This is a genomic window from Tenacibaculum profundi (genome assembly GCF_052050075.1).
GTDB lineage: Bacteria > Bacteroidota > Bacteroidia > Flavobacteriales > Flavobacteriaceae > Polaribacter.
Genome location: NZ_CP197225.1, coordinates 263,645 through 280,351, shown reverse-complemented (window position 1 = coordinate 280,351; position 16,707 = coordinate 263,645). Strand labels below are relative to the sequence as shown.

The window sequence follows — 16,707 nt, the reverse complement described above, 5'->3', positions numbered from 1 at the left end:
ATGAAAACAAAACTGATATTTCTTTTTATGCTCTCAATGATTCTTATAATGTGTAATAGCGAATCAGATCAATCAGAAAATTTTAATATTAAAAAACTTCGACAAGATCTTATAGACCTTATTGAAAAACCAGCAACAAACGAGTTAATCGATAATATAAAAGTATTGAAAAATACAATTGACACCTTCTCTAATGAAATTTCTAATTCAAATTTAAAATCTTTAAGAAAAGCTTGGAAGAAAGCTGCGGAAGCTTTTTCGGTTATCGAACCATTTAATTTTGGTAAAGTAAAAGATGTAAATATTCTAAAAGCAATATACAATTGGGGAGCGGATGATATTTCTATAAATGAATATATAAATTCTAATAAAATAATCAATGAAGAAACTATTAATCTATTACCTACAACCCAAAGAGGCTTAAGTGCAGTTGAGTATTTGATATTTGAACTTACAGAAGATGAAACACTACAAAGTTTTTCAAATACACGAAAAATTGACTATTTAACAGCTTTAGGAAATAATTTAGTATCAAAATCAAACACCTACAAAAGCCTATGGGAAAACAACAGAATTGATTTTATAAATAATGATAGAGAGGGTATTAATGGGAGTATCAACCAAATAATAAATCAAATACATGCTCTTTTAGAAGATATCAAAAGTCTTAAAATTGGAGAACCTGCATCAATAGAAAAAACAATTATTCCAAATGAAGAACTTTTACAAGCAGAAAAAAGTTCATTTTCTTTGGAAATCATAGCCAAAAATATTGAAAGTATAAAACAAATTTATTTTGGAAAAGAAAATGGTTTAGACGATTATATTTTTGCTGAATCGAAACATAATGACCTTAATACCCGTGCTGAACAAATCTTTAATAACATAGCTACAAGTATTAAGAAACTCGAAGAATTCCCATTAAATGTTGCTATAACTCGAGAACCTGAAAAGGTTAAAAAATTATATGAAAATATAAAGAACCTTCTGCTCCTTATGAAAATTGATGTCGCAAATATTCTATCTGTAACAATTACGGTTACAGATAACGACGGAGATTAATTAACAAATTACAGCTTACGCTTTTTTAGTAGCCAAAAGCGTAAGTTTTTTATGATATCTTGTTATAAGGGCTTTGCCAGCAATATTCACTGAAATTTTTCCCTGATGAAATTCCTACAAAAAGAATCCAAGCAATGAGACCTTTCAAATAGAACATGAATAACATTAACCCATAAACTAAATTAGTACTTTCCCTAAAAAAAAGAGAATGTGTTAATACCGTTAGCATAAAACTAAATGTAAAAACAAAAATTGATAGATTACCTACATTCTTTATAGGCCAAAATTTAAACTTTCTCAATGAATGTAAATCATTACCCCATTGATATATTAAATAATAATAACCATTTCCAATAGGAACAAAAAGTAATGGATCGTCCGTTTCTTTTAACCTAAAAAGTTTGGAAGGAGCTATAATTTTAAATCCATTTAATGAAGTATTATGAGTAGCTTCTAATCGATTTATTTCACTTATCGCTTCCTCTGGATATTCCCCTTTAAATAAACTAGTATCTAAAAATCTAAGTCTGTAATTAACACATATTTTTTTTATCTGACTGATATGGAATACCGCTTGATGATCAATTTTATCTAAATCAAAGTTATTTACATCTCCATCGTTAGTCGAAGAACTTAATTTTAGTCTTATTTTTTCTCTTTGAGTATCTAATTTTTCAAAAATATCATGAACCCAAGACATTACTTCTTTTTCTCCTATTTCTCGCTCACGTATTTTGATCAACTCATTCTTAATATTGACTGAATTCAACATAGTATCATGTTTTTTATAAAAATAAGGATAAAACAAACATAATAAAAATTTGGCAAGAGTAACTAACTATTTAGATTTATTCTAAATTTTAAATTCTAAAGTTACATAATACGTTCTTGGAGCGGATGGAATAATACCTGGTCCTGGATACCCTGTTGCTCTTCTTGTAAAATAGCTATTGTTTAAAGCATTATTAATACCTGCTTCCAACTTGAAATATTTGTATTTGTAAGAAGTTGAAAAATCTAAAACATCGTATGATGGGATTACTCCATTAACACCACTAAGGCCAGCATTAACTGAGTTAGAGGCATCAGTAAATTGTTCTGAAAGATAAGTATATTGAATATTTGATGAAAAATTCTTGTAACCAAACCTAATTCCTGTCTTAATATTTACATCAGGTACAAATTCAACTTGATTATTCTTAACTCCAGGAACCTGTGAACGGACATACTCTGATTGAATAAATGATGTATTTACGAAATAATTAAAATCAAAATCATTCGAAATATTAAGCAATCTCTTTACATTAAAGTCTACCAAACTTTCTACACCTAAAATTCTTGCATCTCCCGCATTTCTTCGTTCTTGAACAACTCTACCATCATCCAGTTCTTTTTGAATTAAACCAATTCTATTATTATAAAAAAGGCCAAAAACTCCTACATCATAAGAAACGATTCTATTGATATTTCCACGTACTCCTAAATCTGATGTAAAACCTTTTTCATCACCCAAATCACTTGCTATTTGAAAAGAAGGGTTCACAATATTTACATCAGAAAAAGTTACTGAACGATAATTCTGAGAAATGTTTCCATAAAGCTCAAATTTCGAACTCGGTTTATAACTAGCACCTAAACCAAATAAGACAAAAGAACGTGTTCTATCATCAGTGTTGGTTATCGTTTCATTGAAAATAACATTTCCAGCTCCATCTAAGTTTATTTTTTTTAAATAACCATCACTTTCCGTTTTAATATACTCTAATCTGAATCCAGGAGTAATTGATAGTTTATCGTGCACATAGAAAATATTCTCTCCAAAAACCGCAATATTCAAATTTGGATTGTTATAATCTGATTGATTTCTATAATTAGGAAATTTATCTAAAGCTAAGGAAAAATCAGCATCGTCCCCATCTGTTCCTGGCCCTTGAACAGAAGTGTTATCTGCTTTGTAAAACTTAGTTCCTATTAAAAAGGTTGCATTTTTATTGAATAAATTATACTTACTTAATAACCTTGCTTCAAATCCAAAATTATTAAAATCGCCAATTATTAAGTCTCTACCTTTTAATTCATCTACTTGACTAACTCTATTTTCTCTAAATCCAACGGCTTTCCTACTAGCATTTAAACCAAAAAAATTAAAGGTAAAGTTTGTATCCTCAGAAAAGGCATGCGACAATTTTAAATTGTACAATAACCAATCTACTTCAAACCAATTTCTAGCTCTATTACTTTGGTAAGGATTTTCGTTAAACATTACATCAGTAAGTCCTCCTGCTTGCTGTGCCAGATAGTGCAAATAGGTAAGTTCTGCCTCTACTTTTGTGCTTGAATTGAATTCATATCCAACATGAAAGAATGCATTTTTAGATTCGAACTCAGAGTTGGGTCGAAATCCATCTCCTCTCTTGTAGTTATAATATGTAAAATAACTAAGCTTTTCTGATGTTCCGCTTAGGCTGGTAAAGTTGGTAAATAAATTATTGCTCCCAATCGTATTTCTTGTAATAATTTCTAATTCCTTATTTGGATTTGGCTTTTTGAAAACAAAATTTACCAAACCTCCGAACTGTGTTCCATATTGTAACGAGGCCGCACCACGAACTATTTGAATCTGTTCAAGAGCTTCGGCCGGTGGGGAGTAATAACTCTCTGGATATCCCAATACATCTGCACTGATATCATATCCATTTTGCCTTGTATTAAAATTTGATGTTCTATTAGGATCTAATCCGCGTCCTCCGATATTTAGCTGTAGTCCTGCATCATCATTTTCAAAAATATTTAGTCCTACAACTTGACTGTAAATTTGACGCGCATTATTTGAAGCTAAATTAACGGTCGACTGATTAACAAGAACAACTTCAGTCTTTTTGCCTGCATAAATAGCAGTTTGTTCAACATCTTTAAGTCTAGCTAACTCAAATACTTTTCTTCTTTGAGATTTTATTACTACTTCCGATAAACTCTCAGTAAAAGCATTCATTTCAATATTTAAAATGTTACTTTCTTCTTTTAAAAGAATTTTTTTCTCTACAAATTGGTAATTGTCTACATAAAAAATGAGTTCTAAACTATTTTTATCAGTAGTAAAAGAGTATAATCCGTTGGTATTTGATTTCGTAAGTTCACCTCCATTTCTATCAAAAACTTTTACATTATTCAGTACTTTCTTAGTATCTGACGTAATCGTTCCTGAAACTTTATACTGGGATAGTCCTTTAAAGACACCTGTCACAAGAAAAACTATCGTTAAAATTTTGCTTAGGCTCATTATATCGTGATATTCTGCTAATTAATTGAAGATATTTTAAGGGAGATAGATAAAAAAAACTGTCTGCATTAGCAGACAGTTTTTTTATTTAATTATTACTATTAATCGCCGTCAGCGTCAACATAATCAACGTTAACATTGATTGCTGTAAGCATTTCAACTTTAAACATTGCTACAGCCTTTTGTAGCTCTGTATATACTGCAGATACTGTATTCTTATCATTAGTAATTTGCTCACTCAAGTTATCATTTAGTGTAGTAACTTTATTTGTTGCTGCATCTAATTGATTATTTATTTTTGTTGCTAAATCTTCATTATTAATGGCATCTAGATACCCTTTCAAACCAACTCCTGAATTTCCATTCGAAAAATGAGTCCCATTAAAAAAATTCTTTACTGAACTCAGAGATTCCAACATTAACTCCCTTGAAACTGTTCTCTTATAATAGGCCTCTACTTTTTCAGGAAATAATGTTCCTCCTGAAAAAATACCCACAGGAATCCCTATTTTATCAGCTCTTAATCTCTTTTCATAGTAAAAAATATAGTCATTTACCAATTTATTAAATGAGCTCGTCGCTGTATTACCAGTACTATTGATGAACTCATCTTTATAAGCTCCATTCCAATCAGCAACTACGATATCAGTAAGGCCTACCATTTTAGTAATAACATCTGTCAAATATTTTTTATAGTTTTCAGCTTTCGGATCAGTAGTATATTTTTCTAATATCTCAGTATCATTTACTCCAACACCATGTAATAAATAATCGAAAGCTGGAAACCCTTGGGCATCACGATTATTCGGATGATCTAAGTCATAAGTACCACTTACAATATTATCATTAACGTCTGCTGCCGTTAAAGGAAATGTATTTATAAAAGAATCGTATACTAACTCTTCTGCTTTTCCAATATTATAAATTCCAACATGCTGCCAAGCCTTGTAAGCATCAAACCATGCTGTTCTTAATTCAATCAATGTTGAGGTATTCGGCGAGGCCGTAAAAACTTCTGTTTTTTGCTTTAATGTAGCTAACCTCGTTTGAAAAGATGTATATGCAGGTACAATAATATTATTAGCAACATTTGATAAAAGTGCACTTCTGTCGAAATTGTCATCAGATGTATTCCCTCCCCCATCTGAACTGGAATTACATGCTCCCAAAAAAACAGTAAGCAATATTAAATAAATATTATTTTTCATTATATATGTTTTATTTGTTCTAAATAAACAGTTTACAAATATAAAAAAAGTAGCCCTAACTAGGACTACCTTTATATATTTTAAATAAATAAATCATTATTTATCTATTTAATTATTTTGCTTGATCCACAGTGAAACCGTAAACACTAGCAATTCTAGTAGACATTTCATCTAAAGGGCTAGCATCATCCTTGAAAGAGTAAAATCCAGTACCCGCTTGCAATGCATTTACGAATTCAGTTATTTCAGCAACTGGTAAATGTGGCTGTTGTGTAGTGGTATTTCGAGTAAAGCGTAACGCGTAAACAAAACCGTAACCTTCTGATAAATCATGGAAAGCCGAAGCCAAATCTGTTGTTAAATTATTCTTTCCTGTTTGTAAATAATAAACTGCTCTAATTGCAATTACCTTAGAAATTGCTTCTTTAATAATATTTGCCTGTGTATCTCTTAACTCGTAATCTTTAGCAACAATTGCAGCTCTTCCTAATTTGAAAGCATCGTATATTTCCTCTTTAATTCCTGAGAAATCAGTATCATCATTTACTCTTTTTAAGTATTTATTTAAGAAGCTGTCTGCACCTAATACAGGAACTTCTGGATTTACTTCATTACCATATAAATAACCATAAGCTTCATCCCACTTATGTTCCATTGTTGTATAATTTTTGTCTTGTGCTAAAGTTCCTGCGTCATTATCCTCTTTATTTGTTCCGCCATCCAAAACAGCAGGGCTTAAGTAGTTATTTAACATTTGATCTACCATTAAAGCACCTATTAAACCTTTATTAAACGCTTGGTTATACTCTAAACCTTTGGCATTAACGTAGCGCGTAGATCCTCCTACTTCTTGGATTTTTCCTGCAGTACCCTCAACTGCATCAACTTCCCAATTAGGAAAAACTTCACTAACTTGTTTTGACATATAACCATCGAAAACTTCTTTTATAGACACAGCCTCTGCTGTTCCCGAAAAATAATCAGCTGAAGCAGCAGTTTTACTTCGAACGCTCTTCGATGAGGCATTTAAATCTGCTTCGGAAAAATCGTTTACACCTGCCTGATGATTAAACATGTTATTTAACTTAGTAATATCATTAAAATCAGTTGGGTTTTTTAATGCGTCAATAATTTCCTCTGCCATTTTAATTCTAGTCGTTTGCCCACTAAAACTTACTGTTGATTCTCCACCTCTTTCGAATTTGTATGTTGGAGGAGCTGTTACTTCAGGAGTATCAGGAGTTACTGGAATTATTACTTCCTGAACATCATCATCAGAACACGATGTAAAAACTACTGTAACAACAGCTATTATAGATAATATAAGCCTTTTCATTTTAATTAGATTAAGTTTTAATAATATTGCAAATATATATAAATCATTCAATTACAAAAAACTTACTTAGATTTATTTAAAATAATATCAAGAATACTAAGCCTTTAATAAAACGAGAACAAGAATCTAAAAATCTTACATATAAATGCTTAAAAGTACTAAAGTATGCCCTATTCAAAAGGCATGATATAAAAGAAGAAGAGTCTTATTAACTAAGACTCTTCTTTTAATTTATATTGTAAAATATTTTATCCTCTTCTTCTTTTTCTACTCCCTCCTTCTACACTACTTGTTCTTTTATTTTTCCGATCTTCTCTTTTTCTTCCAAAACCTTTACTTGAAAAGCTTTTTTCACCCGTTGATTTTTTCCTATTTCTTCCTTTGAACCCTCCTCCTGAAGAACTTCCACGTCGACGTCGTCCACCGCTACCTCTATCTGTTTTGGTTATTTCAATATTTACATTTCTCCCATTAAAGTCAGGTCTATTGATTTCAAAACTAGCAAGTGTCTCTCCTTCATAATTTTTATCTATTTCGAAAAAAGAAAATGTATCAAGTATATCAATAGAACCAATTTCTACTTTGTCTCCAATATTTTGTTCATTTATTAAACCAATTAACTTTGCAGGATTCAATCGATCTTTTCTCCCCAAATTAATAAAGAACCTAGTCATATTATCATTAGTAGATCTTCCCCTAGAGTTTTCTTTCGTTGTTAGATTGTTAAGATCAGGAGCATTTTCATAATAAGATAAAAAGGAATTGAATTCAATTGAGACAAATTTTTGAATTAGCTCTTCTCTTGAAAGCCCTTCTAACTTTTCATATATACTAGGTAAATATGTTTTGATCTCACTGTCATTAACCTCAGTATTTTCAACTTTATCTATTAAATGGAATAATTGCTTTTCGCAAATTTCTTTTCCCGTAGGTACTGATGTATGAACAAATTTCTTTTTTAAAATTCTTTCAATTGGGGTTAGTCTAGATCTTTCTTTTCTACTTATTAAAGCTATAGAAACTCCTTTATTACCTGCTCTACCAGTTCTTCCACTTCTATGATTATAATTTTCAATTTGGTCAGGTAGTTTATGATTTATTACATGCGTAAGATTATCAACATCTAGCCCTCTCGCCGCGACATCAGTTGCAACTAACATCTGTATGTTTTTTTTACGAAATTTTTCCATAACACTATCCCTTTGTATTTGAGAAAGATCACCATGCAAGGCATCTGCGTTATATCCATCTTTCATAAGACTATCTGCTATTTCTTGTGTTTCTCTTCTTGTTCTACAAAAAACAATAGCATAAATATTAGGATTTATATCTGCAACCCTTTTAAGAGCGGGATATCTTGTTTTTTCAGTAACTAAATAATATTCATGACTAACATTATCTGATCCTTGATTTTTTTGCCCAGAGCTAATCTCTGCTGGATCTGTCATATAATTTTTAGCAATGGCTTCTACTTCTTTAGGAAAGGTAGCTGAGAATAAAAGTGTTTGCTTTGATTCAGGAGTAGCTTCTAAAACTTTATCTAACTCTTCTTTGAATCCCATGTTAAGCATTTCATCAGCTTCATCTAAAACTAGCCATTTTACCTTACCTAACTTTAAGGCTCTTCTTCTGATCAGATCTACCGTTCTTCCAGGTGTTCCAACCACAATTTGAGCACCTTTTTTCAACTGTTTTATTTGTTGTTCAATACTAGAACCCCCGTATACTGTACATACCTTTAAAGAAGGTAAATATTTAGAAAAATCTTCTATATTTTTTCCTATTTGAACCGCTAACTCTCTTGTTGGTGATAGAATGATTGCTTGCGTAGAAAGATCATTTTCGTCAGCTAATTCAACGATAGGCAAGCTAAAAGCTGCTGTTTTTCCTGTTCCTGTTTGTGCAAAAGCTTTTAAATCTTGGTTAGAATCTATTATTTTGGGAATTGACTTCTCCTGAATTAACGTAGGTTTTTCGTAACCTAAATCAGTTAACGCCTTAATTATAGACTCTTTCAAGCCTAATTCTAAAAATGTTGACATGCTATGAATTTAATCGAATTCATAGATGCCCATCTGATGAATTCTTTGTTATTATATTGATCTCTTTGAGATTTCGGACTTTGCAAAAATACGCCTATTTATTGATATATAGTTAAGTTTACTTTAGTTTTTTAATAAACTTTCAATTTGGTCTTCTATATTAGGTGCAAAAAATCCTGTAAATGCGTTCATCACTACCCCACCTTCATTTAAAATCATCAAGCGAGGAAAATCACTGGTTAAAAAGCTATGAGCTCTACTTTCATCAATTAGCTTAAATTGATGCTCAATATTTATACCTTTAACATACCCTTCCGAATTACTTTTATTTTGCTGAATTAAGATAAAATTAATTCTCGGGTATTTTTTTTGCAAATAATTAAAACGTTTAGAAATGACTTGGTCATAGTAAGACTGTTTAGGATTATTAAAAAAAACAACAGACTTTTTATCTTTTGTTAATTCGCTTATGTCAACCCAACTTCCCGTAGGGGCTTCAACTTTAAAATTAGGTAAGTTATCGTTTTTTTCTATAAAATTAAAATCATTAATAAGACGCTGAATTTCCTTTTTTTGTTTTATATCTGTACTAAATTTAAAATATGTAAAAAAAGCTTTTTGATAGTTATCTCCTTTAGTTCTGTTTAGAAAATTAAGTGCAATTATTTTATATAAAAAATTATTCTTTATTTTTTCATCAGAAAATTCCTTATTGATGTTTTTAAGAAATTCTATTACATATTCTTCAGATTGTTGTTCTTTTATTTTTAAGCGCGTATCATTGTATATTTTGTAACATAAATATTCTTTATACGGTAAATAAAAAACCAATGAATCTCTACCCAAGTTAATCTTTTCTCTATATTGATCAACTTTGTCTTTAATGAATGAAATATTGTTTGATTTGTTTTTGGCTATCTTTCTGTGTAGGTAGCCTTCTAATTCAATGAAAATAGGATAGGTTAAAATTATTTCATAAAAATCAAGGAACTCTTTTGATATTTTCTTCGTGTTTCTTTCGTATGCATCAATAATTATTTTTTTTAAGTTTAATAAGGAATCTGCTTTTTGAAAAAAAACTTTTTCACCAGCATAATCATGTCTTTTTAAGTAATTTTCATCTTCCTCACTTTGTAAAAATGCTTCCATTAAAAGGTTATTTCTCATTGCATTTTTACCAGTAAAAACAATGGACTCATCAAAATCCCATGTATTTAAACGAAGCATTAAGCTATCATTTTTTTCTATGTAAGCGTATTGATGCTCAAACCCATGGGAAAAACGATATAATCCAGATCTAAACGTTCGGTATTGCCCCATAAAAGTTTTATCGCTACATAGTTTAAGCGTATCTTTAAAACCATCTATACCAGACACATAAACAACACTATCCATAGGATGAACTATTTTTCCTCCAAAGTAGGTATATCGCTTTACAGAGTTTTCACACCCAATTAAACATAGGATGCTCACTAATAAAATAATTATTTGTTTTATCATTTCTTCACTCTCTAAATAACATTCAAAAATAGCTATAAACTATGAAAACCCCTGTTAATTCGTTGTTAAAAAGCTAAAATTCAAAGTAAAAAAGGGATAAAACAAATATTTTACAATTAATTCTATAGGTGAATATATATTTTTTACTTTTGCTCGGAATTTTAATTTTTTTGTAATGTTATCAGTTTCTAATTTATCAGTTCAATTTGGTAAACGCGTTTTATTTGATGAAGTAAACACAAAATTTACCCAAGGTAATTGTTACGGGATTATTGGAGCTAATGGTGCAGGTAAGTCAACATTTTTAAAAATACTATCTGGAGAATTAGACCCAACATCGGGGCAAGTGCATCTAGAACCGACAAAAAGAATGTCTGTTCTTTCGCAAAATCATTATGCTTTTGATGAAATACCTGTTTTAGAAACCGTTGTAATGGGCAACAAAGAGTTATTTAAAATCAAAAAAGAAATTGACGCTTTATATGCCGATTATACAGATGAAAACGCTGAAAAAATTGGTGAGTTACAGGTTACATTTGAAGAGATGAATGGTTGGAATGCTGACTCAGAAGCTGCCGCTTTATTGTCTAATTTAGGAATCAAAGAGGATTTTCACTATTCTCTTGTCAAAGACTTAGACGGTAAGCAAAAGGTACGTGTTTTATTAGCTCAAGCCTTGTTTGGAAACCCTGATGTGTTAATAATGGATGAGCCAACGAATGATCTTGACTTCGAAACAATTTCATGGTTAGAAAATTTTTTAGCTAATTACGATAACACGGTTATTGTTGTATCGCATGATCGCCACTTTTTAGATGCAGTTTGTACTCATATTTCGGATATTGATTTTGGTAAAATAAATCACTTTTCTGGAAATTATACGTTTTGGTATGAATCTAGTCAACTTGCAGCAAAACAGCGCGCGCAACAAAATAAAAAAGCAGAAGACAAAAAGAAAGAATTAGAAGAATTTATCAGACGATTCTCTGCGAATGTAGCGAAATCAAAGCAAGCCACCTCACGTAAAAAAATGATAGAAAAATTAAATGTCGATGAAATCAAACCTTCTAGTAGACGCTATCCTGCTATTATCTTTGAAAGAGATCGTGAAGCAGGTGATCAAATATTAAATATTGAAGGTCTATCTAAAACAGATATGGATGATGATATTTTATTTTCAAAAATTGATATAAATTTAAATAAAGGCGATAAAGTTGCTATAATATCTCGGAATTCAAAAGCTTCAACTGCTTTTTATCAGGTGATTACTGATAATACTAAACCAAATAGTGGTAAATATAGTTGGGGAGTTACTACAACTCAATCATACCTCCCTGCTGATAATACAGATTTTTTTCAAAACGGTGATTTAAATTTAGTTGATTGGTTAAGACAATATGCTAAAACAGAAGAAGAACGTGAAGAAGTATTTCTTAGAGGTTTTCTTGGTAAAATGATATTTTCTGGTGAAGAGGCCTTAAAAAAGAGTAATGTTTTATCTGGAGGTGAAAAAGTTAGATGTATGCTTTCTAGAATGATGATGACAAGAGCTAATATTTTACTACTTGATGAACCTACGAATCATTTAGATCTTGAATCTATTCAATCACTGAATAATTCGTTAATAAATTTTAAAGGAACTGTTTTGTTTACAACCCATGACCATGAATTTGCTCAAACGGTTGCCAATAGAATAATTGAAATTACTCCAAAAGGAGTTATCGATAAATATGCAAGTTTTGATGATTATCTAGATGATCCGAAAATTAAAGATCTAAGAGAAAAGATGTATTCTTAAAATAAAAAAACAAAAGGTAGCTTATTGGCTACCTTTTGTTTTTTTATATTTTTACGAGAGCTTTTTAGGATTTTTCACTTTCTGTTTCGTAAGAGCTAATTCAATTACTTCACTCATTTCCGTTACGTAGTGAAATTTAAGTCCTTTTAAATAGCTTGTCTTAATTTCTTCTATATCCTTTTTATTATCGTTACATAAAATTATTTCTTTTATGTTAGCCCTCTTAGCTGCTAGGATTTTCTCCTTAATTCCTCCAACAGGTAATACTTTTCCTCTCAAAGTAATTTCACCTGTCATTGCTAATTTATTTTTCACTTTTCTTTGAGTATATAAAGAAACTAATGATGTTAACATAGTAATACCAGCGCTTGGTCCATCTTTAGGCGTAGCTCCTTCAGGAACATGAATATGCACATCGTACTTATCAAAAATCTCCGAATCAATTCCAAATTCACTTGCATTTGCTTTGATATATTTCATTGCAATCGTCGAAGATTCCTTCATAACAGTTCCTAAATTACCTGTTATAGATAAGTTTCCTTTTCCTTTAGATAAAATAGACTCTATAAAAAGAATATCTCCGCCAACACTTGTCCATGCTAATCCTGTAACTACCCCCGCGTTATCGTTATTCTCATATTTATCTCTTTCCAAACGAGCCGGACCAAGAATTTTTTCGATATCAGTATTCGTTAATGCCAAATTATATTCTTCTTCCATAGCTATAGATTTGGCTACATATCTAACAACTTTAGCGACTTGTTTTTCAAGTGTACGAACTCCTGATTCACGTGTATAGCCTTCAACTATTTTTTCTATTTGAGGTTTTGCTATTTTAAGATGCTTGTCACTTAAACCATGATCTTTAAGTTGCTTAGGAAGTAAGTATTTTTTAGCTATTTCTACTTTTTCCTCAATAGTATAACCAGTTACGTTTATAATTTCCATACGATCTCTTAAAGCCCATGGAATTTGTTGTAAATTATTTGCTGTAGCTATAAATAAAACTCTAGATAAATCATACCCTACCTCTAAATAATTATCATAAAATTCAGTATTTTGTTCTGGATCTAAAACTTCCAACATAGCAGAAGAAGGGTCTCCTTGATGACTTTGTCCTAACTTATCAATTTCATCTAGTACAAATACAGGATTAGATGTACCTGCCTTTTTAATATTTTGGATAAGTCTTCCTGGCATTGCTCCAATATAGGTTTTTCTATGTCCTCTAATTTCAGCTTCATCACGTAACCCTCCTAATGACATTCTAACATATTTCCTACCTAAAGCTTCAGCTACAGATTTACCTAAAGATGTTTTTCCAACACCTGGAGGACCATATAGACATATTATCGGAGACTTCATATCCCCTCGCAACTTTAATACAGCCAAATGCTCTATGATGCGATCCTTTACTTTTTCTAAACCAAAATGATCTCTATCTAAAATGTTTTGAGCCTTTTTTAGATCAAATTTATCTTTAGAATATTTATTCCAAGGAAGTTCTAACATTAATTCTAAATAATTACGTTGAACTCCATACTCGGCCATTTGAGGATTCATTCTTCTCAAACGATTCAACTCCTTCTCAAAAGCCTCACCTACTTCCTTATTCCACTTCTTTTTTTTAGATTTAGAGAGCATTTCCTCTAATTCTTGATCATGAGAAACTCCTCCTAATTCATCTTGGATAGTCTTTAATTGCTGATTTAAATAATATTCTCTTTGTTGTTTATCTAAATCTGATCGAGTTTTAGACTGAATATCATTTCTTAATCTTAGTTTTTGGAGTTCTTTATCTAGATTTTTTAAAGTTAGTAAAGCCCTCTCTTTAAGATTATCTTTTTCTAAGAGTACCTGTTTTTGGGAAACACTTAACTCCATGTTAGAAGAAATAAAGTTCACCAAAAAAGAGCTTGATTGAATATTCTTTATAGCAAAAGAAGCTTCTGAAGGAAGCATTGGATTTTCTTTTATAACCTCAAGAGCTAAATCTTTAATCGAATCAATAATAGCATCGAATTCTTTCTTATCATCAATTTCTTTTTCATCTACAGCTTCTTTTACTTTAGCCTTTAGATAAGGAACTTCTTGAATAATTTCATCAATCTCAAATCTTTTTTTACCTTGAATAATTACCGTTGTATTTCCGTCAGGCATTTTCAATACTCTTAAAATTTGAGCCACAACCCCCGTAGAATAAATATCCTCAATGGTTGGGTCCTCAATTTCACTGTTCTTTTGAGCGACTACACCAACAACTTTGTTGCCTTTATTCGCATCTTTGATTAACTGGATGGATTTATCTCTTCCAGCTGTTATAGGAATAACAACACCTGGAAACAAGACAGTATTTTTAAGGGGAAGTATAGGTAATTCGTCTGGAATTTCCTCGTTATTCATACTTTCCTCATCTTCAGGAGTTAACAATGGAATAAGTTCGGAATTCTCGTTAAAAACATCTTGAAGCGACAAGCTGTCTAAATGTATTATTTTTGATTTACTCATATTTTATCTGTCATCTTGGCACTCACAAATCAAATTATTAAATATGAAGCCTATTTTTTTAAATTAAACCTACTGATTATCAACACAATATAGGTATATATAAAAAGTAGTCAATATAATACTCCAATTCTTATGCCAACAGTTCTGTTTCTAGTAGTTTTCTTGAATAGCTTTACTAAAATACATTTAATTGTCATTCTTACAACAAATACTTATTAAAACTTTAGTATACATAATAAATATTTTTATCGAATTAATTGAAGTAAATTTAGCTTATCAAAACCCTACATCAAAATAATATTAAAACTGCAATTGCTACAAAGACAATAATTTGAGCCCACTTGAAATAACTTCCTATTTTTTTATTTTTTTTTAATAAACCTGATAAAGAATCTGCTAATAAGACAATACTAGAAAAAACAGTAAATGAGGTTAAAATAAATATACCACCAAGAACATAGAACTGAATTAAACTAGATATTTTATCCGAAAACAAGAATTGAGGTAAAAAAGCAAGAAAGAAAATAGTTATTTTAGGATTAAGTACATTCATCCAAAATCCTATTTTAAATAATTCTATTGTGTTTTTTTTTTCAACATTCTCAGTAGAAAAAGCAATACTTGCATCACTTTTATATATACTGTATGCTAAATAAAGCATATAAAAAACACCTATTAGCTTAATTATAATGAAGATACTTGAATTTCTTTTAATAACTTCTGAAACTCCAAATGCTACAAAAGTAGTATGTACTAAACAACCTAACATTAGACCTGCTACAGTTGCAAAACCATGTTTTTTACCATTAACTACCCCTTGGGTTAAAACAAAGATATTATCAGGCCCTGGAGAAAATGCCAAAGTGACAGTAGCAAAAACAAAGGAAATTAAAGTTGTAATCATAAAAACTAAACTCTTGATAAAATTGCTTTATTAATACGTTTTACTAAACTAGGACCTTCATATATAAAACCTGTATAAATTTGTATTAAATCTGCCCCTGCATCTAATTTTTCTAAAGCGTCTTTTTCCGAATGAATACCTCCAACACCAATAATTGGAAATTTTTTTCCTGAATTATCTGCTAAGTATTTAATCACTTCAGTACTCCTACTTTTAATTGGTTTACCACTTAAACCTCCATTACCAATTATTTCTAACCTTTTTTTTGATTCTATAAGCCCTTTGCGGTTTACAGATGTATTTGATGCTATCACTCCATCTAATTTTGTCTCTGACATTAACAGAATAATTTCATCTAATTGTCTCTTATTTAAATCCGGAGCAATTTTTAATAAAATAGGTTTTTGGACAGCTTGTTTATTGTTCATCTTTTTTACTTCCAAAATTAATTCTTTTAAGTACTCTGCATCCTCTAACTTTGCATGACTACTAACATTTGGACAACTTACATTTAAGACAAAGTAATCCACATAAGGGTGCAAACCTTCAAAGCACATCAAATAATCAGCTGTATAATTTTCAGGTTTTGTTGTGGTATTTTTACCTATATTACCACCTATTATAATCTTACCTTTATTTTTCTTTAACTCTTTTACTGCTGATGCTATACCATTATTATTAAATCCCATTCTGTTAATAATACCTTGATCGTCTTTTAATCTAAACAGCCTTTTTTTAGGGTTTCCTATTTGGCTTAAAGGAGTTACTGTTCCTATTTCAACAAAACCGAAACCAAAATTAGCTAACTCGTTATATAAAACTGCATTTTTATCGAATCCTGCTGCTAATCCGACGGGATTTTCAAAAGTTAGTCCAAAAAGCTTTCTTTCTAACTTCTTATCTTTAACTTTATAAAAGCTTCTTAAGAAAAAAGGTAATAATGGGATCTTCGATACCACCTTTAAAATTGAAAAAGTAAAATAATGTATTTTTTCTGGATCAAAAAGAAAAAATATTGGACGGATTAACTTCTTATACATTTTTATAAATAATTTTTTAAAAAAAACTC

At 30.4% G+C, this 16,707-nt stretch carries 11 protein-coding genes; 2 read left to right on the top strand and 9 right to left on the bottom strand.

What is annotated here, in order from left to right; genetic code table 11:
* Complete coding sequence (locus ACSIGE_RS00975; protein ID WP_440880929.1) at window positions 1–1,062, top strand: imelysin family protein; 1,062 nt, start codon at window positions 1–3, stop codon at window positions 1,060–1,062.
* 49 nt (window positions 1,063–1,111) lie between these two features.
* On the opposite strand, the gene ACSIGE_RS00970 is transcribed toward ACSIGE_RS00975, so the two are convergent.
* From ACSIGE_RS00970 to ACSIGE_RS00945, 6 genes are all read right to left on the bottom strand, one after another.
* A complete protein-coding gene (locus ACSIGE_RS00970) occupies window positions 1,112–1,834 on the bottom strand; it encodes a hypothetical protein (protein ID WP_440880928.1) in 723 nt (240 codons plus the stop codon).
* A gap of 81 nt (window positions 1,835–1,915) precedes the next feature.
* The gene (locus ACSIGE_RS00965) at window positions 1,916–4,342 is read right to left on the bottom strand and encodes a TonB-dependent receptor family protein (protein ID WP_440880927.1); all 2,427 of its coding nucleotides are present in this window, start codon (window positions 4,340–4,342) and stop codon (window positions 1,916–1,918) included.
* A 101-nt stretch (window positions 4,343–4,443) separates the two neighbouring features.
* Entirely contained in the window at window positions 4,444–5,550 is a 1,107-nt protein-coding gene (locus ACSIGE_RS00960; RefSeq protein WP_440880926.1) for an imelysin family protein, read from the bottom strand.
* Between the two features lie 112 nt (window positions 5,551–5,662).
* The gene (locus ACSIGE_RS00955; protein WP_440880925.1) at window positions 5,663–6,886 is read right to left on the bottom strand and encodes a DUF4856 domain-containing protein; all 1,224 of its coding nucleotides are present in this window, start codon (window positions 6,884–6,886) and stop codon (window positions 5,663–5,665) included.
* Between the two features lie 248 nt (window positions 6,887–7,134).
* Entirely contained in the window at window positions 7,135–8,928 is a 1,794-nt protein-coding gene (locus ACSIGE_RS00950; protein ID WP_440880924.1) for a DEAD/DEAH box helicase, read from the bottom strand.
* Window positions 8,929–9,051: 123 nt separating this feature from the next.
* Entirely contained in the window at window positions 9,052–10,428 is a 1,377-nt protein-coding gene (locus ACSIGE_RS00945; protein WP_440880923.1) for a hypothetical protein, read from the bottom strand.
* Between the two features lie 175 nt (window positions 10,429–10,603).
* Between ACSIGE_RS00945 and ACSIGE_RS00940 the strand changes: the two genes are divergently transcribed.
* Window positions 10,604–12,226, top strand: coding sequence for an ABC-F family ATP-binding cassette domain-containing protein (locus ACSIGE_RS00940; protein WP_440880922.1), 1,623 nt, complete (start codon window positions 10,604–10,606; stop codon window positions 12,224–12,226).
* A gap of 51 nt (window positions 12,227–12,277) precedes the next feature.
* Here the strand turns inward: ACSIGE_RS00940 and lon are convergent, their stop codons facing one another.
* The 3 genes from lon to ACSIGE_RS00925 form a co-directional block, all read right to left on the bottom strand.
* Window positions 12,278–14,734, bottom strand: coding sequence for an endopeptidase La (gene lon / locus ACSIGE_RS00935; protein ID WP_440880921.1), 2,457 nt, complete (start codon window positions 14,732–14,734; stop codon window positions 12,278–12,280).
* Between the two features lie 289 nt (window positions 14,735–15,023).
* Window positions 15,024–15,638: a LysE family translocator gene (locus tag ACSIGE_RS00930; RefSeq protein ID WP_440880920.1), complete on the bottom strand. Its 615-nt coding sequence runs from the start codon at window positions 15,636–15,638 to the stop codon at window positions 15,024–15,026.
* A 5-nt stretch (window positions 15,639–15,643) separates the two neighbouring features.
* Window positions 15,644–16,678 carry a quinone-dependent dihydroorotate dehydrogenase gene (locus tag ACSIGE_RS00925; protein ID WP_440880919.1) on the bottom strand — a complete coding sequence of 345 codons (1,035 nt, stop codon included), beginning with the start codon at window positions 16,676–16,678 and terminating at the stop codon, window positions 15,644–15,646.
* Window positions 16,679–16,707: the final 29 nt, after the last annotated feature.

Bases quoted from the DNA above. Each gene is read 5' to 3' on its own strand.
- ACSIGE_RS00930 (WP_440880920.1), bottom strand. From the start codon at position 15,638: ATGATTACAACTTTAATTTCCTTTGTTTTTGCTACTGTCACTTTGGCA.
- ACSIGE_RS00960 (WP_440880926.1), bottom strand. From the start codon at position 5,550: ATGAAAAATAATATTTATTTAATATTGCTTACTGTTTTTTTGGGAGCA.
- ACSIGE_RS00975 (WP_440880929.1), top strand. From the start codon at position 1: ATGAAAACAAAACTGATATTTCTTTTTATGCTCTCAATGATTCTTATA.
- ACSIGE_RS00945 (WP_440880923.1), bottom strand. From the start codon at position 10,428: ATGATAAAACAAATAATTATTTTATTAGTGAGCATCCTATGTTTAATT.
- ACSIGE_RS00955 (WP_440880925.1), bottom strand. From the start codon at position 6,886: ATGAAAAGGCTTATATTATCTATAATAGCTGTTGTTACAGTAGTTTTT.
- ACSIGE_RS00970 (WP_440880928.1), bottom strand. From the start codon at position 1,834: ATGTTGAATTCAGTCAATATTAAGAATGAGTTGATCAAAATACGTGAG.
- ACSIGE_RS00950 (WP_440880924.1), bottom strand. From the start codon at position 8,928: ATGTCAACATTTTTAGAATTAGGCTTGAAAGAGTCTATAATTAAGGCG.
- lon (WP_440880921.1), bottom strand. From the start codon at position 14,734: ATGAGTAAATCAAAAATAATACATTTAGACAGCTTGTCGCTTCAAGAT.
- ACSIGE_RS00940 (WP_440880922.1), top strand. From the start codon at position 10,604: ATGTTATCAGTTTCTAATTTATCAGTTCAATTTGGTAAACGCGTTTTA.
- ACSIGE_RS00925 (WP_440880919.1), bottom strand. From the start codon at position 16,678: ATGTATAAGAAGTTAATCCGTCCAATATTTTTTCTTTTTGATCCAGAA.
- ACSIGE_RS00965 (WP_440880927.1), bottom strand. From the start codon at position 4,342: ATGAGCCTAAGCAAAATTTTAACGATAGTTTTTCTTGTGACAGGTGTC.